This window comes from Flavobacterium sp. N3904 (assembly GCF_025947305.1).
Lineage (GTDB): Bacteria > Bacteroidota > Bacteroidia > Flavobacteriales > Flavobacteriaceae > Flavobacterium.
Window position 1 is genome coordinate 3,877,101 of the sequence record NZ_CP110009.1, and the last position, 18,952, is coordinate 3,896,052.

20 protein-coding genes are annotated in these 18,952 nt (G+C 33.8%); 2 read left to right on the forward strand and 18 right to left on the reverse strand.

The window, feature by feature from the left end; all coding sequences use genetic code 11:
* Position 1: 1 nt before the first annotated feature.
* The 18 genes from OLM57_RS16400 to OLM57_RS16485 all read right to left on the reverse strand — a co-directional run bounded on the left by OLM57_RS16400 (position 2) and on the right by OLM57_RS16485 (position 16,323).
* Positions 2–619: a 3-oxoacyl-ACP synthase gene (locus OLM57_RS16400; protein ID WP_264564772.1), complete on the reverse strand. Its 618-nt coding sequence runs from the start codon at positions 617–619 to the stop codon at positions 2–4.
* Positions 619–1,758: a beta-ketoacyl-[acyl-carrier-protein] synthase family protein gene (locus OLM57_RS16405; protein ID WP_264564773.1), complete on the reverse strand. Its 1,140-nt coding sequence runs from the start codon at positions 1,756–1,758 to the stop codon at positions 619–621. Before OLM57_RS16405 ends, OLM57_RS16400 begins: the two co-directional genes overlap by 1 nt.
* A 1-nt stretch (position 1,759) precedes the next feature.
* A complete protein-coding gene (locus tag OLM57_RS16410) occupies positions 1,760–2,209 on the reverse strand; it encodes an acyl-CoA thioesterase (RefSeq protein WP_264564774.1) in 450 nt (149 codons plus the stop codon).
* Positions 2,184–3,467, reverse strand: coding sequence for an ABC transporter permease (locus OLM57_RS16415; protein WP_264564775.1), 1,284 nt, complete (start codon positions 3,465–3,467; stop codon positions 2,184–2,186). The genes OLM57_RS16410 and OLM57_RS16415 overlap by 26 nt, the downstream gene beginning before the upstream one ends.
* On the reverse strand, positions 3,457–4,209 hold the full coding sequence (locus OLM57_RS16420) for an ABC transporter ATP-binding protein (RefSeq protein WP_264564776.1): 753 nt from the start codon (positions 4,207–4,209) through the stop codon (positions 3,457–3,459). The genes OLM57_RS16415 and OLM57_RS16420 overlap by 11 nt, the downstream gene beginning before the upstream one ends.
* Before the next feature lie 14 nt (positions 4,210–4,223).
* A complete protein-coding gene (locus tag OLM57_RS16425) occupies positions 4,224–5,222 on the reverse strand; it encodes a BtrH N-terminal domain-containing protein (protein ID WP_264564777.1) in 999 nt (332 codons plus the stop codon).
* On the reverse strand, positions 5,222–5,626 hold the full coding sequence (locus OLM57_RS16430; RefSeq protein ID WP_264564778.1) for a hypothetical protein: 405 nt from the start codon (positions 5,624–5,626) through the stop codon (positions 5,222–5,224). The genes OLM57_RS16425 and OLM57_RS16430 overlap by 1 nt, the downstream gene beginning before the upstream one ends.
* A 10-nt stretch (positions 5,627–5,636) precedes the next feature.
* Positions 5,637–6,107 carry an ABC transporter permease gene (locus OLM57_RS16435; protein WP_319800253.1) on the reverse strand — a complete coding sequence of 157 codons (471 nt, stop codon included), beginning with the start codon at positions 6,105–6,107 and terminating at the stop codon, positions 5,637–5,639.
* A gap of 9 nt (positions 6,108–6,116) precedes the next feature.
* Positions 6,117–6,557: a hypothetical protein gene (locus OLM57_RS16440; RefSeq protein ID WP_264564779.1), complete on the reverse strand. Its 441-nt coding sequence runs from the start codon at positions 6,555–6,557 to the stop codon at positions 6,117–6,119.
* Positions 6,557–7,690 carry a beta-ketoacyl-ACP synthase III gene (locus OLM57_RS16445; RefSeq protein ID WP_264564780.1) on the reverse strand — a complete coding sequence of 378 codons (1,134 nt, stop codon included), beginning with the start codon at positions 7,688–7,690 and terminating at the stop codon, positions 6,557–6,559. The genes OLM57_RS16440 and OLM57_RS16445 overlap by 1 nt, the downstream gene beginning before the upstream one ends.
* A gap of 6 nt (positions 7,691–7,696) precedes the next feature.
* Positions 7,697–8,602, reverse strand: a complete 906-nt coding sequence (locus OLM57_RS16450) for a dialkylrecorsinol condensing enzyme DarA (RefSeq protein ID WP_264564781.1) — start codon at positions 8,600–8,602, stop codon at positions 7,697–7,699.
* A gap of 48 nt (positions 8,603–8,650) precedes the next feature.
* Positions 8,651–10,306, reverse strand: coding sequence for a phytoene desaturase family protein (locus OLM57_RS16455; protein WP_264564782.1), 1,656 nt, complete (start codon positions 10,304–10,306; stop codon positions 8,651–8,653).
* 93 nt (positions 10,307–10,399) lie between these two features.
* A complete protein-coding gene (locus tag OLM57_RS16460; RefSeq protein WP_264564783.1) occupies positions 10,400–11,281 on the reverse strand; it encodes a lipid A biosynthesis acyltransferase in 882 nt (293 codons plus the stop codon).
* A 3-nt stretch (positions 11,282–11,284) separates the two neighbouring features.
* Positions 11,285–11,536, reverse strand: coding sequence for a phosphopantetheine-binding protein (locus OLM57_RS16465; RefSeq protein ID WP_264564784.1), 252 nt, complete (start codon positions 11,534–11,536; stop codon positions 11,285–11,287).
* A gap of 70 nt (positions 11,537–11,606) precedes the next feature.
* Positions 11,607–12,851 (reverse strand): beta-ketoacyl-[acyl-carrier-protein] synthase family protein, encoded by a 1,245-nt coding sequence (locus OLM57_RS16470; protein WP_264564785.1) that lies wholly within the window; start codon positions 12,849–12,851, stop codon positions 11,607–11,609.
* 17 nt (positions 12,852–12,868) lie between these two features.
* Positions 12,869–13,600 carry a 3-oxoacyl-ACP reductase FabG gene (gene fabG / locus OLM57_RS16475; protein ID WP_264564786.1) on the reverse strand — a complete coding sequence of 244 codons (732 nt, stop codon included), beginning with the start codon at positions 13,598–13,600 and terminating at the stop codon, positions 12,869–12,871.
* Between the two features lie 56 nt (positions 13,601–13,656).
* Complete coding sequence (locus OLM57_RS16480) at positions 13,657–14,760, reverse strand: WG repeat-containing protein (protein WP_413614354.1); 1,104 nt, start codon at positions 14,758–14,760, stop codon at positions 13,657–13,659.
* Between the two features lie 42 nt (positions 14,761–14,802).
* Complete coding sequence (locus OLM57_RS16485) at positions 14,803–16,323, reverse strand: HAL/PAL/TAL family ammonia-lyase (RefSeq protein WP_264564788.1); 1,521 nt, start codon at positions 16,321–16,323, stop codon at positions 14,803–14,805.
* Between the two features lie 224 nt (positions 16,324–16,547).
* Between OLM57_RS16485 and OLM57_RS16490 the strand changes: the two genes are divergently transcribed.
* Positions 16,548–17,615 carry a class I SAM-dependent methyltransferase gene (locus OLM57_RS16490; protein WP_264564789.1) on the forward strand — a complete coding sequence of 356 codons (1,068 nt, stop codon included), beginning with the start codon at positions 16,548–16,550 and terminating at the stop codon, positions 17,613–17,615.
* Between the two features lie 74 nt (positions 17,616–17,689).
* Complete coding sequence (locus OLM57_RS16495; protein WP_264564790.1) at positions 17,690–18,940, forward strand: NAD(P)/FAD-dependent oxidoreductase; 1,251 nt, start codon at positions 17,690–17,692, stop codon at positions 18,938–18,940.
* Positions 18,941–18,952 lie beyond the last annotated feature (12 nt).

Here is an 18,952-nt window from a genome sequence, read left to right on the forward strand (position 1 = left end):
TTTATTGATTGTATAGTTTTTTTAATAGTTCTTGTTCGTGTACTAATTCTCCTTTTTTATCTACTAAATACAAAAAGGCATTATATTCTTCATTGTAATATTCAACCCATCCACATAATACTTTATCTGCTTTATTCGTTTTTAAAAGTAAATTGGAATATTTCTCCATAAAAATAGGATTATAATCCGCAAATATAAAGAAAGAATTTTCGCTTTTCAATTGATGCCTGATACTTATTTCGCCAAGGCAAATATTTGGCAAAGTATAGACAAAGACCGCTGGACTCGGATAAAAATTATCTGGATCTGAAATAGAATTTTGATATTTCATATCAGTATCCAGGCTTGATGATGTGTTGGCAAAAACCAATGCAATATTGTTTTCCACATCAGCTTCATACTCTGTTTTCAAAAGCAGTTCTGCACCCAAAAAAGCCAATTTACTCAAATTATCCATTTTAAAAAACTTGGGATAATTCATTTCAAAACTTTGATAGGTTTTCTTTGAAAAATCAGAAAAAGTAGTTGGTTCCAACTTTAAAATAGATTCTCCATTCAGTATAACCTCGTTATTCCGAATCGTACAATAGGACTGAATATAGGTTTTATTTATTCCCATTACTTAACTTTTTCGAATAAAACTGCTGTGTTGCAACCTCCAAAACCAGAAGCGGTTTTCAAAAAGCAAGTAATATCTTTACCCTCTGTTTCTTGTATCACATTAATCTCCTGACTCACTCCTATTTGATCAAAACCCAATGAAACAAAGAGTTTACTTTCCTGAACCGATTGAATTCCAATTACGGTTTCCAATAATCCGGATGCGCCTAATGTATGCCCATAAAAGCCTTTTAGACTATTTACCGGAACTTTTTCGAGTCCCAATCTATTGAACGCAATGGCTTCCATTTCATCATTAAACGGAGTGGCTGTACCGTGTGCCGAAATATAATCAATTTGATTGCTGTTTATTTTGGCTTCCGCCAAAGCACTTTCGATACTTCTATAAAGTCCTTCTCCAGTTCTGGAAGGGCCTGAAATATGATTGGCATCGTTGATTGAGCCGTCACCGATTATTATAATTTTGGCATTTTTTTTGTCTTTAGAAACCAAAACTGCTGCGGCCGCCTCGCCTAGTGTAACTCCGGTCCTGTTTATAGAATACGGTTTGCACGGCAAATCACTCATCGCCTGAAACGAATTAAACCCCGACACAACAAAGTCTGAAACTTCATCGCCAGCAACAACAAATACAGCATCATACACTTCAGCCTGGATTAACCGTTTGGCTACCGACACCGCTAAAATACCAGAAACACAGGCATTTGAAACTACAATCGGTTCCGTTTTAAATCCAAAAAAATCAGCAATGGTATTTGCTAGTTGATGTAAATATACCTGTTCAGGAATGTTTTCAGTATTCTTTTTTAAATCAGAAACATTACCTTTGGTTGTCGAAAGTATAAAACCTATTTTTGAGTCTAATGCTAATTTTGCTTTATTGACAATTGGGTCCAGAGCCAGAATCATCATTTTTTCCAATCTGGAGTAATTCCCTTTAGGAGCCACTTTTTCAAAAGCCAAATCCAGATCCTCGTCCTTAATGATCGAAGCATAAAATGGCGTATTCATCAAATCGGTATTGTTATGCAATTGTATACCGGAAACTTTATTTTCAATATTTTTTATATTGGCAGCAACATCAAACCCAATGGGTGTAATGCAGTTTGTTTCGGTTATATAAACTTCTCTTAACATATTAATTTATCAATCCCACTTTACGTTTCCATTCTTCATAAAATGGAGGATTAGTCAACATCAATTCTCCTTTCGCATCCAAAAAAACCTGAACTGTTTCTCCTGTACAGGCAATTTCGTTTTTTGCATCGAATATTTTGTATCTGTAAATCATTTTTGCAGCTGGAGTGTCTACAATCGTTGTTTCTATACGGGCAATATCACCATATCGCAACGATAACTTGTGTTCACAAGTCGATTTTACAATAGGTGTTGTAAACCCACTATCAAAAATATCCAAATAAGAAATCCCGTGATGACGACCAAAAGCCTCTCTCCCATCTTCAAAATAAGTGATATAATTACCATGCCAAACAATTCCAAGCGGATCAGTTTCATTAAATCGCACTCTAATTTCTTGGGTGATGGTCAAAGCGGTTGCTTCGTTATACAGCTCTTTTCTTCTTTTCATACAGCAATGCAATGGTTGTGGTAACAATAAAAAATAAAAATAATAAACTTAATTCGGGAACCAAGTCCAACAGACTTGCATTGCGCAAAAGTACATCATAAAAAGCTTCCAATCCCCAGTTCATTGGTGAGGATTGTGCTATGATCTGCATTATTTTTGGCATCGCAAATACTGGAACCCAAACACCCCCAATAGCCGCCAAAATAATTACTGCAGTTGCACCAAACGGAGCCGATTGTTCTTGTGTTTTGGCAATGGTCCCCAATAAAATTCCAAAACCTATTGCCGCTAAACCTGAAAATAAAGCAACAACAGTCATTAACATCAGATTTCCTTCGACATTGAGCGCTGGCAAACCTAAATGTGGAAACAAGAATATAGCTACTCCAACCATCATGTAAAACTGAATCAAACAAATGATTAGATACATAACTGTTTTTCCAGCCAAAACAATACTATTCGATACAGGATTAGTACGTAAACGTATAAAAGTTCCTTGTGTTTTCTCTTTTACAATATTAATAGACAAAGGAATTACTATAAAAAATATAGCAAAAAGTGTCCATGCGGGAACATTGTGTTGTACTGAATTTGGTGTTATATCTTTGTTGTTTACTCTAGGCACAATTTCTTTGAAAGTAATAAAACTCTTTTGCTCAAAACTTGTGTCTCCTTCGCCAAGTTGTTCTTGAAAAGTAGTATAGATTGATTTTGTTTCTATTTGAGAAATCATTTTGTCAATAGCATTCATAACGCCACTTTTAAAACTCAATTGTACCGCTGGATCAAAATATAATTTCACCTCTTTTTGGTTTACAATTTTAACTTTAGATTGAGTTGACAAAGAATCTGCAAATCCAAGACTGCTTACAATTTTTTGAACATTTTGATCAATCTTTGCCTGCAAATCGACACTTAAATGTGATGGGATAATTATTGCCAGCTGATATTTCCCTTTAAAAACAGCTTCTTTGGCAATAGCCTCCGTAATAGCTTGGTTGTCTATTTTGGTAATAACCGAAAAAACATTGCTTTTTTGTAAATTATCATAAACCGTTTTAGAAACATTTCCCTTGTCATAATCAACCAAAAGAATAGGTATTTTCGAATCGTTTTTGGTTTTAAAAGTACTGTCCTGAATGAGTGTCACTGTTATAATTAATACTAATGGCATCAAAAATAACGTTACTACGCCGCCCATATCTCGTTTTAACAACAAGAATTCTTTAAATACAGATCTAAAAAGTTTATATATCATCTCTCAATTCTTTTCCGGTTAATGAAATAAAAACATCTTCCAGATTTCTGGCATTTGCGGTAGCTGAAATCAAATCGTTTGGCGTTCCCTCTGCATAAATTATTCCTCTATCGATAATAGCAATATTAGTACAAAAATCCTGTGCTTCAGATAAATGGTGTGAAGTATATATAATGGTGGTTCCGGTTTTATTAAGTTCCTTTAAGTACTCTATGATAACATTTTTCGAATGTACATCAACACCTACTGTTGGTTCATCTAGGAAAAGCACTTTAGGATTATGCAAAATTCCAGCAATCAAATTGACACGACGTTTCATACCTCCCGAAAAGGTTTCGATACGCTTATCTGCAAACTTTAAAAGTCCAAGAAATTCGAGGCTGTCAATCACTTTTTCTTTGAGATCGGCTCCCTTTAAACCATACATACTTCCAAAATACAATAAATTTTCTCTAGCAGTTAAAGTTGGGTATAAAGCATATTCTTGCGGAACAACTCCAATTATTTCTTTAATTTTGAAAGCATTTTTGGCATACGTCAAACCATCTATGGTAAAACTTCCGGAAGTGGGCTTAACCAAGCCACAAAGTATGGAAATCAATGTTGTTTTTCCGGCTCCATTGGGACCTAACAAACCAAAAATTTGGCCTTCTTTTATATCCAAAGTAAAATTATCCAAAGAATACGTTTCGGCATCTTTGTACATTTTGGACAGATTTGATATTTGAATAATAGATTTCAAAATGGCTTTTTTTTTTAGCTTATAGCTTTTTTTAATTTCTTAAAAAATGCTTCTTCTTTATCGGCAATAACCAAAAGTTCATCCGAAAGGGTATTGTAAACATCAACTTTAGTGCTTCTATTTTTATAAACTCGAGAAGCTTCTACAGCAAAATCTCGCCATAAATCACCAATAGCAGTCATTTCAAGTGAAAGCGTTTGCAGTTCTTTATTTTCTAAAATTACAGAAGCCTCTTGTAAAAAGGCTGCATATATAAATCGGAAACCTCCGCCACCTGTTCCTATTTCTTCCTGCATTCTAACAATTTGAGCCAAATAATGATTGGCTTTCTTGATTCCTTCTTTTACAGGCCATTTTTTTATGAGTTTGGCTACGTAACGAATTCCGCGCACTCCGATAATCGGCATGGGTGCCAACATGTCCCTACATGTATTTTTTATTCCTTTTATAATTGCTCCTTTCAAATCGACATTGGCAGGAACCTGAATTGGATAATACATTTGACCTCTTGGCGCAAAAGCCCCTCTGGCAAAACGCACTTTATTCAATTCGGCATGTGTAAGCGTCGTTACGTTTTCCATAACGGGATCACTGATTAAATAATCGGTTTCCGTTTTTCCATAAACCACTAGGTTATGAGCGTTAAAATGAAAACGATATTCATCAGGAAAATAGGTAAGATTATAAACGCCTACTTGCAATCCGGAAGGAATATTATTTTTTAAATTTTCATCTAATGCTTTAATGGCATTGGCTTCACTGGAAAATTTTTGTCTTTTTATTTTTAATCCCAATCGCTTGGCCAACTTATTAAAAATAGAACCCGGCATAGGCCTGTAACTGATTGCCGGCGCATAATTCACTTTTAAAAAAGGCAAATAAACAAAGAAAAGTCCAGAACCGATTCCAAAAACCATAGGTTCGCTAATGTTCAATCCATTATGTTTTAACAAATTGGAAGCAACTCCATTCTCACAATGAGCCGATTGATGATGTGTAAAATTGGTTTCCATTAATTCGTTTTAAAATTTTTCAATTCTTCGATAGTGATGTTGAACGATTCAGCATATTTACCCAAAATTTTATCGCTTAATCCTATAAAAACTCTAGGTTTAAAATGTCTTTTCACCCTCCATTGCCACATTCCCACATAACTAGAAAGCACGCCAATATCCATTCTGCACAATTCCATATAATAACAAATGGGGCTCACTTCATTATTCTCAACCTGAGCCTTTGCAATAGCAATTCTCTCGCTTATTTCATCAATTGAATTAGAAAGCGCAATAGTTTTGGGCTCCCAACCGGTACTCAAAGCTGTGGTGTAATTACCTTTTTCATCCGTTGCGTACACTAGCTCTTTCATATTTTTATTGGAAAGATTGCCTTTATCTTGTGGAACTTCTTCTTTTTTCATTTTTATAAAACTAAAATTTATTTTCTTGAATAAACAGTGTAATTTCTCCTTCCAACAAAAGAACAGTGTTGCCAAATGTTTGACATTTCATAGTACACAAACTATACGAATCTGTAATAAATTTGGATATCAATAACGCTTTGGTATCAATTACAGTACCTACTGCCGGTAAAGAATGAATTTTTAAACTTTTAATTCCGCTTATAAAACCAACAACATTTACACCAGATTTATCTTTATTGTTTTCATCCACAAAATAGTCTTTTGCAACCACCGAGGAACAGGTTTGTGCCATGTTTTCTATTAGACCGGTTTCTGTAAAAAAAATATCCTTCAAAAAAATATTATCCGATTTAATTTCAAAAATGGTTTCTACTCTTTCGTCATCCATTTCCAAAATCATATCTACCATAAGCATAGGTGCCCGATGTGGCAAATAGCGTTGTATATCGATTGGGTTTGTATTTTCTTGTGAGTTCACGGTGTTTTGTTATTTGGCCAGAATAGTCTTCATTTGACCTCTAGCGATTTCAACATCGTTTATTTCTGAAACAATATCTACCAAAGTTATACCCGCAAATTCATGAAGAATATTTACTGTAGTTTTTATTTCATCATTTAAAGTTGGAAGTTTTTTTATCTCGATTTCTTTGATTGAGCCAATATATCCAGTAGGAGCTTTTTCTTTTCTTAAAAAAAATTGATATCCGGTATGCAATGCTACAGATTGCGCCATATGTTCAATTATACCCGACTCAACAAAATTTCCATTCTTAAAAAAAAGAGCATTTTCTTTTATTTTAAATCCAGAAACCAAAGTTGTTTCAGTGAAAGAATACAACTTGTCCACCATCACAAACGGAAATCTTTGCGGAATTAAGCTTCCGACAAAATCACTATCTCCAATTGAGTTATTGATAAGATTTGGCATTAACAAACAGTTAGATAAGCATAAGCATAAGAAAAACGACCACTTTCAGGAACTGACAATAATACTTTATTACCTTTTTTGAGTTTACCCGAGTTCATTAACTCTTCTAAAGCCAAATATATAGAAGCTGCACCAACATTACCAACATTTGCCAAATTCATAAACCATTTTTCCATTGGAATATCCATTCCATTTTCAGCCAATGCTTTATGTAATCCATCAACAAAATAATGAGAAGAAACGTGCGGAAGAAAATAATCAATCTGATCTGCTGTAACATTATTTTTAGACAATGCATCTCCCATACTTTGTGATCCCTTAACCAAAATAAATTGATCTAATAATTTTACATCTTGTTTGAAAGCAAATAAGGATTCATTCAACCATTGTTCTGGTTTATAATCATTCCAAGGTTTAATTTCTCCATTTTCTAATTTATCACCACCGGCATACATACATGTTTCGAGTTCATAAGCATAAGAAAAAGCCTCCATCCATTCTATCTTTAATGAAACAGAACCACTTGGTTTATTTTCCAATAAAAAAGCTCCGGCACCATCAGACAACATCCAACGCAAAAAATCCTTTTTGAAAGCTAAAATAGGCTGCTCTTCTAATTTTTTTAGATTAACAACTTCATTTTCAAATTTTTCTGATTGCATCCAGGTAGATAACTTTTCTGATCCCGCACAAACTGCATTTTTAGTACTTCCTGATTTTATTGACAAAAAACCAAACTTCAATGCATTCATTCCCGCGCAACAAACTCCTGAGGAAGAATTTAATTCTAACGTTTTGTTTTTTAATAATCCATGAACCATAGCTGCATGTGAAGGCACTAAAATATCCGGTGTTGTAGTCCCGCAGGATAATAACTCCATATCTTGAGCAGTAAAAGTATCATCAAATAATTCTTTTATGGCATTACTTGTCAATTCTGCATTACTGTGGGTACTTTTCCCGTTTTTATCTATGGCATAATATCGACTTACGATTTTGTTGTTTCTTAAAATTAGCCTTCTTGCTTTGGATTCCGTTTCATTTATTAAACCTAAATAATCTTCCATTTCATCGTTAGAAATAGGCTCATTTGGCATAAACTTAGCCGCTTTTGTAATATAAACATCAAACATAATAATCTAATTTATTCCTTTATAATATTCTATTTCTTTCTTTATTTTTTGAATCTTGAACGGATACAATAGAAGGTGCAAGATATAAACTATTGGCGAGATTAACCATATTGCAAGCAACAAATACACTTTAAAAACTTTTGTCCATGACTTTCTGGATTCTGTTTTTGTAATGATAAAATTAGACCATTTATTAAATATTTTATTGGCAGTTCTATCAACAGTAACTAAATATGAACTGATTCTTACTGCGTCAATGCCCAATAATTTTTGTTGCAAGGTATCCAAACTATTTTCTAATAAGCTTGAAAGAATTACATTTCCGAATTTTGAAGATTCATTTATATCTTTTTCGGAAACACCCGGTAGTGGAAAAATACCCAAATATTTCTTTTTTACTCCTGAAAACATCCACTCGACAATCGTGATTACACTAATTAAATTGCCAACCCTGTCAACCAATGCAATATTCCCTTTCAAAAGTGCTTTGTTTTCTTTCAACAAAACTTTCACTTTTTCCTGAGCCATAATCCACATGTTTCTAGATCCGCTTATGGTCACAACAGGAGTTTCATTCATTAAAATTTTAGCTTCAGGACTTTTCAAAAAAGAATTAACCGGAATTGAAGGTGTCAAGTACCAAACTTGGTAATTCAAAAGAATTAAATCAAATTTAGTTTTCATTATCTCTTCCGAAACAGGTTTCAATGCAGCTGGAATCTGCAAAAAAGATTCAGGGAAACAGCCAAAAAATGCGTCATTATTCCACGGAAATGGAAACGATTTTTCTAATTTAATTTCATGAAATTGAACCTTAATTTCATTCGAATTTAAAAGTGGGGTTGCTATTTTTCTGGCAATATTTTCTAATTGTCCCGATTGAGAATAGTAGATTACAAGGACGTTCTTCATTTTTTATTTGGTTTAAAAAGCGAATTTAACTTAAAATTATAATTTATACTAATAGACTTTAAAATCTTTGAAATTTCTTAATTTATGATCTCTTTTTACGTGAATCCAATCGGGCCAAGTCGAAACATCTTCGGCATCATAAATCCGTAATTTTTGATTGATTTTGTCTTGTAATAATTCGTCGGTTGTACATTTCAAAATTAATGCGGCTGCAGCAACGCCAGAATGTGTAGCTCCTCCCACCCCATGAGAAAGTGTGCTCGCTCCGCAAAGAAATAGATTTTCAATCTCTGATTTGTTTTTATAGGAGAAAGGACCAACTTGATTTAATGTTTTTTCTGTTCCATAAACATTTCCTCTAGTCGAATTAACATAGAATTCATTCGTTTTTGGAGTTCCTAATGCAACCTGAACAATATTTTTTTTCGCACCGGGAATAATTTTTTCAATATTATTCATCAATTTATCAATCACTTTTTCCTTAAAAATTGTATATTCAGGACTGTGATAATCTTCCAAACCATTAAAATCACTCAAATTATCATAATTTACATAAGTCACAACTTCAAAATTATGATACCTCCCGTTGAAACTAACTGGGTCCTTGATTGTTGTACAACTGATAAATACTGCCGGAAATGAATCTCCATCGGCTATTTCATTATTCATTAAATCATCAAAATTGGCATCGTCGTTCTCATCTTTCATCATCCAAATATTTCCAGAATCAATCCCAAACTGAGTGACATCCATATCCAATGTCAAAAATAAAATCAAGGAAGTTACCGAGTATTTCGTTTTTTCTAATTTCTTAACCAAGCCCTTACTTAAGTTTGGTTTACCAACAAGATTTAAATAAGTAATCGATGGATCGGCATTTGAAATGATATTCTTTGCAAATATTTTTTGCCCGTTTTTAAGTTGAACTCCTATTGCTTTTTTGTCTTCAATTATAATTTTATCAACATCTTGTTTTACACGAACTTCACCACCATGTCTTTTTACTCCATTGGTCATTGCCTTTACAATACCGCCACCGCCACCCATGGGATAAAAGCCACCATCAAAATAGTGATTCATAACCGAACAGTGTACTGGAAAACAAGCCTTTTTAGGTGAAAGCCCATGATCTCCACATTGTATATTCAAAACAGCCTTTAGTAAAGGATCTTTAATGTGCCAACCGATCACTCTTTTTAATGGAAATAATGAAAATTTACCAAAGTGTTTGGTTCTAAAAGGAACCGTAATATTTTGCCAAAAACCCTTCAAAGTTGGGATTAATTGCAGTTCCTTATTTACTCTTTGCACAAGAGTCAAGTATTCTTTTATATTTTTTTCTTCATTTGGAAATCGGGCGACAAGAGTATCTGTTAAATTATTTACTCCCGATGGAAAATGAAATGTTTCGTTTCCAATAACACCATGTTCGTAAGCGTATTTATTCATTCGAAAAAAAACCATGTCATTTGCAATTCCAAGGCCTCTGTACAATTCGTTAGTAGATTGGCCCTCATCGATAAGTCCCACATAATGAACTCCCGGACTAAAACGTTGCCCATTTAAAGTAAAACTATGACTCCAGCCGCCAGGAACATAATGTTGCTCCAAAACCAAAACTTTTTGACCGGCTCTCGCCAAACATATTGCGGTGGCTAACCCTCCAACACCAGAACCTATAATAACTGAATCGTATTCTTCCATAGTTTATTTTTAATAAATCAAAGTAAAAAATAAAGAATTTTTTCGTTACGATTACAGTATTTAACAATCCTTCAATGCTACAAAAAACTGCTTTTAATGGGTATTAGATTCCCAAAAATCAAAATAATTAAACCATTGCAAAGGATATTTTTCCAACATGCCTTCTAGATTTTCTGTATATGCTTTTAGCAATCCTTTTTCATCACGATGTTTAAAATCGGTTTTTCTGGTATATAAATGATAATGCAAATTAGGCTCTTTCATTACATAAACAAAAACTACGGGTACCTTCAATCGGGATGCAATTAAGAAAGGGCCTGCAGGAAATTGTGCCTCTTTATTCAAAAGTTTTTCGGTCAATGATTTTACACCCTCAAAATAACGGTCTCCTGTAAAACAAACCAATTCGTTTCGAGCCAAAGCAGCATTTATTTCAAAAATATGCGACAAATCATTTTGGATAATAATGAATTTTACGCTCGATTTTTTTGAAATGCTTTCGAGGTAGTTTTTTATAGAGGAATGCTCTAAATCAGTAGTAACCAAGTTTATTTGAAAATCAAGATCAATCTCTTCAAAAAAATATTCTGCAATTTCAAAATTGCCAATATGGGCGCTGATAAGAACTCCGCCCTGTTTATTGGATAATAACTCTTTTAAAATTTCGGCGCCATCAAATTCATAGGTAAATCTATTTCGCATTCCTGCAGCAATGGCGATTTTATCAATAATCGTTTGTCCAAAAGTCAGATAACTTTTGAATACATAACATTTGGCTTTTAGGTAGGAGTATCCCTGTCTTTTATTAAAATAATAAAAAATGGATTGATTGCTTTTTTTTAGAAATAAAAAATAATAGGAGGCAACAAAATAAAGTAAAAGATAGGCCGATTTTATACCTGCTTTTTTAATTAAAAATACAAAAATTTGATATCCAAAAACCGTTCCTTTAGACTTGCCATCCCATTGACTCATGAATTAGGCTTTAACTTTTAATTTATTTTCAATTAAATCATAAAAAGTTTGAAATGTAGAAATACCCACAAAATCAACCTCTACCAGTTTAACACCAAAATTAGATTCTATAGAAACTACTAAATCTACATAATCCAAACTATCCAATTGCAAAGTATCTTTCAAGATTGCATCTGGTTGAATATCATCTCCATCTACCTCAAATTCCTCAATTAGGAATCCGTTAATTTTTTCTATTATTGCTGCTTTATTCATGGGGGTTATTTTATATTCTTTTAATGAACAAGTGTGATTTGCATATTATTGGGGTTTCTGACCAATCTTGTTATATGCCAATTTCGTTGTCTTTATTATATTTCTTAATTATTAATGCCGAATTTGTTCCTCCAAATCCAAAAGAATTCGACAAAAATATATCAATTTTTTTGTTTATTGTGGTTTTAACTAAATTTAATTTTGCAGCCTCATCATCGGGGTTTTCCAAATTAATATTTGGTGCAATAAAATCATTTTGCATCATCAATACAGAATAGATAACTTCACTCGCCCCTGCCATCCAGCATTCATGACCAGTCATTGATTTTGTAGAACTTACATATGGGTTACTTTCGCCAAACACCTCAAAGATGGCCTTAGCTTCATTTCCGTCACCAACAGGAGTTGATGTAGCATGAGCATTAATATAATCAACTTCGCTTGGTGTAATTCCTGCATCATCAAGTGCTCTTTGCATTGCCAATGAAGGCCCTTCTACATTTGGTGTGGAAATATGTCCTCCATTGGATGAAAATCCATACCCTGTAACTTCGGCGATTATTGTTGCGCCTCTTTTTATGGCAGATTCGTAAGATTCCAAAATCAAAGTAGCACCACCGCCACTCGGAATTAATCCATCGCGAGTGCTGTCAAAGGGTCTTGACGCCGTTTCTGGTTCTTCTTCTCTGGTAGAAAAAACGCCTAATCCGTCAAAACTACTCATAGCATATTTGTTGATTTCCTGCGCGCCTCCGCAAATAATGATGTCCTGAAAACCGCTTTTGATTAAAAAGTAAGCCAACCCTATAGAATGAGATCCACTGGCGCAAGCTGCACTAATGGTCAAATTAATCCCTCTCAGTTTAAAAATCGTAGAAAGATTCATCGTAACAGTAGAATTCATGGATTTAAAAATGGCTCCAGAACCTATCAAAGCAGTATCTTTTTTTTCACGTATAATATCGGTCGCCTCAATTATTGCTTTAGAAACGCTATCGTTTCCATACATGATTCCAACTTCATTTTCATCAAAAAAAGAATCCTCAATATTGGCATTTTTCAAAGCTTCAATTGTAGCCATGTATGCATATTCCGTTTCTTCTCCAAGACTAATCCGTTGCCTTCTTGAAAGTAAATTTTTTAAATCCGGTTTGGGAACCATTCCTGTTAATGCAGAACGAAAACCAAATTCTTTTCGTTCTGGATCCAATACAATTCCAGATTTTCCATTGTACAAGGAATCTTTTACTTCGTCTAAATTTAAACCGATACACGAATAAATTCCCATTCCTGTAATGACAACTCTCTTATTCATTTTCTTTTGAGTAATTTTTATGAATAAATTCCACCATTTATATTAATAACCTCACCTGTAATATAGCTCGATTTTTTTGAAACTAAGAAACTAACCAAATCAGCAACCTCTTCTGCTTCTCCAAAACGATTTACAGGAACCATTTTTATAAGTTCCTTTTCGTCAAGATCGCTGGTCATATCTGTTTTTATAAAACCGGGAGCAACAGCATTTACAGTAATTTTCCTTTTGGCCACTTCTTGTGCCAAAGCTTTTGTAGCTGCTACAACAGCCCCTTTCGCTGCTGAATAATTAGTTTGTCCTGCAGTTCCTTTTACACCCGAAAGCGAAACGATATTTACAATTCTTCCGTATTTATTGCGTAACATTTTTTGAATAAAAAAATTGGTCACATTAAAAAAACCGTTCAAACTTGTATTCACCACACTCGACCAATCATCCGGGCTCATCCACATAAACAATCCGTCTTTTGTAATTCCTGCATTATTGACAATTGCTTCTACAATGGCAGTAGGATTGGCTTCTTGCCAGGAAGTAAGCACTCGTTGCACTTCTTCAAAATCAGCAACATTAAATTGTATAATCTCTCCTGTGGCCCCGTTTTCTATTACTTTTTGTAATGTTTGTTCGGCAGCCTCTTTGTTATTTTGATAATTGATCAAAATATGGTAGTCACTATCTTGGGCTAATTTTTCGCAAATTGCTCTTCCAATCCCCCTTGAACCTCCCGTTACTAATGCACACTTCATACTTAAATTTTAGATTGTAGATTTTAGATTGTAGATTATGTACAATTTAAAAAAAATTATTTTTGAAAAGGCTCTGCATTCTCAAACCATTGATTTCCTAAAACGGAACCATCCGGTTTTAAAAAGCCCCATTTATTTTCGTTTTTCACTCTTGCCAAACCGTTTACGAATCCTTTTTCGTCATCTTTGAAAATCGAAAAAATACCGCCGGCAGTTATCCCATACTGAGTCGGAATAACCAATTTTCCTGTAGTGTTGATAAACCCCCAATTTTTATCTTTTATAGGAGCTAAACCATCTGCACTAAAAACCTCAGCATCATTAAAATTCGGTTCTATTACAACCGCTCCTTTCAAATCAATATACCCCCATTTTTTTCCAACTAATACTGGGGCCAAATTTTTGGAGAATGCTTTTGCTTTATCAAATTTTGGTTCAATAACCCAATTCCCTTTCAAATCTATGAACCCGATTTTATCGTTCTTTCTCGCATAAGTAAGATCTTGAATCAAAAAATCCCAAATTTTATCTGCCCCATCGATAGCAACAAATTTACCTCCAACTACCAAACCAAATGCGGTTCCACTTTTTGCCCAAGTGACATTTTTAAAATAATTTCCAACCTCGTCATAAATTATTTCGACAACCACTTTTCCTGTATTGTCAATTATTCCCCAACGATCATTATTTTTTACTCTTGCAAAACCATTTTCAAATGATTTAATGACATCATATTTTGGTTCTAAAACAATAGCCATTTTATTGTTTATTAAACCGACCTTATCCCCTTGTTTGATAAAAGTGACTCCATCTCCAAAATCATATATTTTATCAGTGTCCGGTGCTTTTTGAACTTCTCCTTTTTTATTGATATAAACCCATTTTTTGTCTTTAGAAACTACACATATTCCATCATGAAAATATTTTGCATCGTCTAATGTTGCCGGTATTGTCAATTCTCCTTTAGTATTGATAAATCCCCATTTTCCGTTATCCTCTATAGCTGCCAATCCATCAGAAAAATTCTTGGCTGTCTTATATTTAGGCTGAATTACAAAATCACCTGTTCTTGAAATGTAACCAAATTTTTCGTCTTTTTTACCAATGCCAATTCTTGTGCGCTGATAAATTGAACCAATAATACTGAAAACAAAACCAATCTCTTCATACCTCTAAATTTATAAGATTAATAAAAAAAACAACTAATTATGTATCAAATAATCTTTTACTTTTTGTACAAAAGGATACATTACCTGATCTTTTTCAAATCTTGGAATAATCACCCGAATATCATCAAATAATTTTCTGGTAGTTGATGATACTTGGTCTTTTTGTTCCAAATAGTCAATAGCTTGAACAATTGTAATCAATTCAATCGCCAATACTTCAAATGCATTTTCTATCACTTTTGCAGTGATTACGGCTGCATTTGTGCCCATACTTACAATATCCTGATTGTCATTATTGTTTGGAATACTGTGAACATACATCGGATTGGATAACATTTGACTCTCGGCAGTTGTTGAAGTCGCTGTAAACTGTACCCCTTGCATCCCAAAATTGAACCCCAAAGTTCCCAAATTTACAAATGGAGGAAGGATTTCGTTTATTTTTGAATTCAATAAATAATTCAGCTGGCGTTCGGCAAGCATCGTTAATTTTGTAATTACGATTTTCAGTTTATCCATTTCCAACGAAATATAATCACCGTGAAAATTACCACCATGATACACATGCTGATTTTTTACATCAATAATCGGATTATCGTTTGCCGAATTAAATTCTTCTTCCAATATAGAAGCCACATTATTTATAGTTTCCAAAACAGGTCCCAAAATTTGTGGCACACAACGCAATGAGTAATACTCTTGCACTTTTTCTTTAAAAATATCTTCGGTGTTCTCTCCAGAATACAAGTGATCTTCTCTTTTTCTAATCAAAGTACTGTCCGCAAGATTTGTTCGCATTCTTTCGGCCACTTCACGTTGTCCTTTGTGACGTTTGGTGTTGTTTAATTCTTCCGAAAAATGATCGTCATAAGCCTGAACAATTTCGTTTATTGCACATGAAAATTTCAATGACCAATCCAAAAGTTTTGCAGCATAATGCACATTCACAACCCCAATTCCTGTCATAACCGAAGTACCATTCATTAATGCAAGGCCTTCGCGAATTTCTACTTGTATAGGCTCTAATTTTTCAATTTCAAAAACTTCTTGAGTTGATCTTCTTTCTCCTTTATAAAAAACCTCTCCTTCACCAATAAGAACTAAAGCCAAATGTGCCAATTGCACTAAATCTCCACTAGCGCCAACTCCACCATGTTCAAAAATTAAAGGAGTAATATCTCTATTAATTAATTCTTTCATCAAGCTTATCAAAGATGGGTGAACTCCGGAATTACCCAATGATAACGTATTTAATCGTGCCAATATGGCGGCTTTAACACACAAGGCGTTTAATGGTTTCCCAGTACCCGAAGCATGGCTTCGAATTAAATTGTATTGCAATTGCAAACGGTCTTCGTCCTTGATTCTGTATTGAGCCATTGGACCGAAACCTGTATTTACACCGTATATAATTTTATTAATCGAAAAGTTTTTCAAGAATTCAAAACTCTCATTTACCCTGTCGATTACAACAGGACTAATGTCTATTTTTTTATTTCCAAAAATTACTGCTTCAAACTCTTTTAAACTTAAAAATTCCTTAATTGTATTCATTCTAACTAGTGTTATTTCTCACTAAATAAATCAAAAATTAATTTTTATTTAGGATATATTGTGGTTAATTTGACGGTAGCAAATGTAATATAATATCACATATAAATGAATTCCAAAGCTGTTTTTGTTTGACATTCCATTTCATTTCATAAACCATAGAAATTCAAATACTTGTACTAAAAATAAGCATAAAAAATAATTAGAAATATATAAAAAAAACTGGAATGAAAGATTTTGGTTCTGACAAAAAGAATGTAGTTCAAGCGAACTTAGACGCACAAAAAATTGCTTTTGCCCCAATTATGTTTCAAGCGGCAAAATCGCTACGTAATTTAGGAATTTTAGAATACCTGTTTAATCATAACAAAGCCGATGCAAAAACTATTGCAACCACATTGAACTTATCCATCTACGGGGTAAAAGTCCTACTTGAAGCCGGATTAAGTCTCGAAATGGTTTATTTAAAAAACAATGAATTTCTACTTACAAAAACAGGATATTTTATTTTACGAGATAAAATGACCAACATCAATATGAATTTTACACAAGATGTAAATTATCTTGCAATGAATCACCTTGAGGAATCAATTGTAAACGGAAAACCTGAAGGATTAAAAGAATTAGGAAATTGGGATACCGTTTATATGGGGTTATCCGAGTTACCCGAAAAAGCTCAAAAAAGCTGGTTTGATTTTGACCATTTTTATTCCGATTATACCTTTCCGGATGTCATGCCTATTTTGTTTGGAAATAATCCCAAATCGTTTTTGGATGTAGGAGGAAATACAGGAAAATTCTCCATGGAATGCGCCAAATACGATCCTACAGTAAAAATCACTATTTTAGATTTGCCCGGTCAAACCAAAATGGCCCGTAAGAATATTGCAGATGCTGGTCTCGAAAACAGAATTTCGGCTATAGACATCAATTTATTGAACAACAATGACCCATTCCCAAAAGGGTTTGACATTATTTGGATGAGTCAGTTTATTGATTGTTTTTCTTTAGAGGAAATTAACGGTATATTTAAAAGAGTGTATGATGCCATGACCCCGGATTCCAGTTTTTATATTTTGGAAACCTTTTGGGATTTACAAAAATTTCCGGCATCAACTTATAGTTTGCACGCTACTTCTTTGTATTTTACAGCGGTTGCAAATGGCAACAGCCAAATGTTTCATTCCAAAGATATTCTTAAAGTTATCGAAAAGGCTGGATTTGTGGTCGATGAAATACATGAAATGATCGGAATGAGCCACACATTGATTAAATGTAAAAAAAAGGTTTTATAAATTTATAAAACTTTAAATTTGCACAGTCAATGAATTAGGCAGGTTCTTTATATAAAATTAAATTCCAATAAATAATGTTACAAGAATTCGTAGATGTTCTAATTATAGGTGCAGGACCTTCTGGCTGTGTATCCGCCTCTTACCTTCACAAAAAAGGAGTTAAAATAAAAGTAGTCGAAAAGACTAAGTTTCCAAGAATCGTCGTTGGCGAAAGTTTGATTCCCCGTGTAATGGATCATTTTGCCGAAGCCGAATTATTTGATTGTTTGGATGCCATGAATTTCGAGAAAAAACTGGGCGCCCGATTTATAAGAGGCGAAGAAATTTGTGTTTTTGATTTCAGCAATAAATTTTCCGAAGGCTGGGATTGGACCTGGCAAGTGCCAAGAGCCGATTTTGACAACACTATGGCTCAGGAAGTGATTCGAAAAGGAATTGATTTAGAATTCGAATCTGAAGTTATTTCTGTTTCGTTTGAAGGAAAAAATTCGACTACAGTTGTAAAAGACAAAGATGGCAATTTTAAAGAAATTCATGCTAAATTTATAATTGATTCCAGCGGATATGGAAGGGTTTTACCCAGACTTTTGGATTTGGATACTCCTTCACAACTGGATCCTCATTCTTCTATTTTTACACATGTTATTGATGTTAATAGAACGCCAGGAGTTGAAGGAACTATGATTTCGTTTGACATACTGGAAACCGAAGTTTGGTTATGGGTTATTCCTTTCTCTAATGGAAACACAAGTCTTGGAGTAGTTGGACCAACGGATTTTATCAACTCACTTTCGGAGAACAAAGACAATGCAGAGGCGCTAAAAAATGCGATACAGCTATCAGATTATTATATCAAACGATTTGCTGGGGTTGAATTTCTATTCGAACCCATCAAGCTGGAAAACTATTCCCGTTCTGTAAAGAAAATGTATGGAGACGGTTTTGCACTGACCGGAAACAGTTCTGAATTTTTAGATCCTGTATTTTCTTCGGGGGTTGCCTTTGCGACCGAATCGGGTATGCTGGCGGCTAAATTATACTTAAAAGAATCACAAGGAACTGCCGTAGATTGGGAAACCGAATTTACCGGATATATGAAAAAAGGAATTGCCGTTTTTACAACCTATGTAAAAGAATGGTATACCGGAAACCTTCAAACCTTGTTTTTTCATCAGCCTGAAAATCAAGATGTAAAGAGAAAAATATGCGCCGTTCTGGCCGGTTATGTTTGGGATGAAAACAATCCTTTTGTAAAAAAACATGACAATCTAATCAAAAATATGGCCCATTTACTAAAAATGGAAAGCGAACAAAAAAAATCCTAGTTGTAAAACTAG

What these genes read in the sequence shown, in the direction of transcription:
- OLM57_RS16400 (WP_264564772.1), bottom strand. Translation starts at nt 619, where the DNA reads ATGGGAATAAATAAAACCTATATTCAGTCCTATTGTACGATTCGGAAT.
- OLM57_RS16405 (WP_264564773.1), bottom strand. Translation starts at nt 1,758, where the DNA reads ATGTTAAGAGAAGTTTATATAACCGAAACAAACTGCATTACACCCATT.
- OLM57_RS16410 (WP_264564774.1), bottom strand. Translation starts at nt 2,209, where the DNA reads ATGAAAAGAAGAAAAGAGCTGTATAACGAAGCAACCGCTTTGACCATC.
- OLM57_RS16415 (WP_264564775.1), bottom strand. Translation starts at nt 3,467, where the DNA reads ATGATATATAAACTTTTTAGATCTGTATTTAAAGAATTCTTGTTGTTA.
- OLM57_RS16425 (WP_264564777.1), bottom strand. Translation starts at nt 5,222, where the DNA reads ATGGAAACCAATTTTACACATCATCAATCGGCTCATTGTGAGAATGGA.
- OLM57_RS16430 (WP_264564778.1), bottom strand. Translation starts at nt 5,626, where the DNA reads ATGAAAAAAGAAGAAGTTCCACAAGATAAAGGCAATCTTTCCAATAAA.
- OLM57_RS16440 (WP_264564779.1), bottom strand. Translation starts at nt 6,557, where the DNA reads ATGCCAAATCTTATCAATAACTCAATTGGAGATAGTGATTTTGTCGGA.
- OLM57_RS16445 (WP_264564780.1), bottom strand. Translation starts at nt 7,690, where the DNA reads ATGTTTGATGTTTATATTACAAAAGCGGCTAAGTTTATGCCAAATGAG.
- OLM57_RS16450 (WP_264564781.1), bottom strand. Translation starts at nt 8,602, where the DNA reads ATGAAGAACGTCCTTGTAATCTACTATTCTCAATCGGGACAATTAGAA.
- OLM57_RS16455 (WP_264564782.1), bottom strand. Translation starts at nt 10,306, where the DNA reads ATGGAAGAATACGATTCAGTTATTATAGGTTCTGGTGTTGGAGGGTTA.
- OLM57_RS16460 (WP_264564783.1), bottom strand. Translation starts at nt 11,281, where the DNA reads ATGAGTCAATGGGATGGCAAGTCTAAAGGAACGGTTTTTGGATATCAA.
- OLM57_RS16465 (WP_264564784.1), bottom strand. Translation starts at nt 11,536, where the DNA reads ATGAATAAAGCAGCAATAATAGAAAAAATTAACGGATTCCTAATTGAG.
- OLM57_RS16470 (WP_264564785.1), bottom strand. Translation starts at nt 12,851, where the DNA reads ATGAATAAGAGAGTTGTCATTACAGGAATGGGAATTTATTCGTGTATC.
- fabG (WP_264564786.1), bottom strand. Translation starts at nt 13,600, where the DNA reads ATGAAGTGTGCATTAGTAACGGGAGGTTCAAGGGGGATTGGAAGAGCA.
- OLM57_RS16485 (WP_264564788.1), bottom strand. Translation starts at nt 16,323, where the DNA reads ATGAATACAATTAAGGAATTTTTAAGTTTAAAAGAGTTTGAAGCAGTA.
- OLM57_RS16490 (WP_264564789.1), top strand. Translation starts at nt 16,548, where the DNA reads ATGAAAGATTTTGGTTCTGACAAAAAGAATGTAGTTCAAGCGAACTTA.
- OLM57_RS16495 (WP_264564790.1), top strand. Translation starts at nt 17,690, where the DNA reads ATGTTACAAGAATTCGTAGATGTTCTAATTATAGGTGCAGGACCTTCT.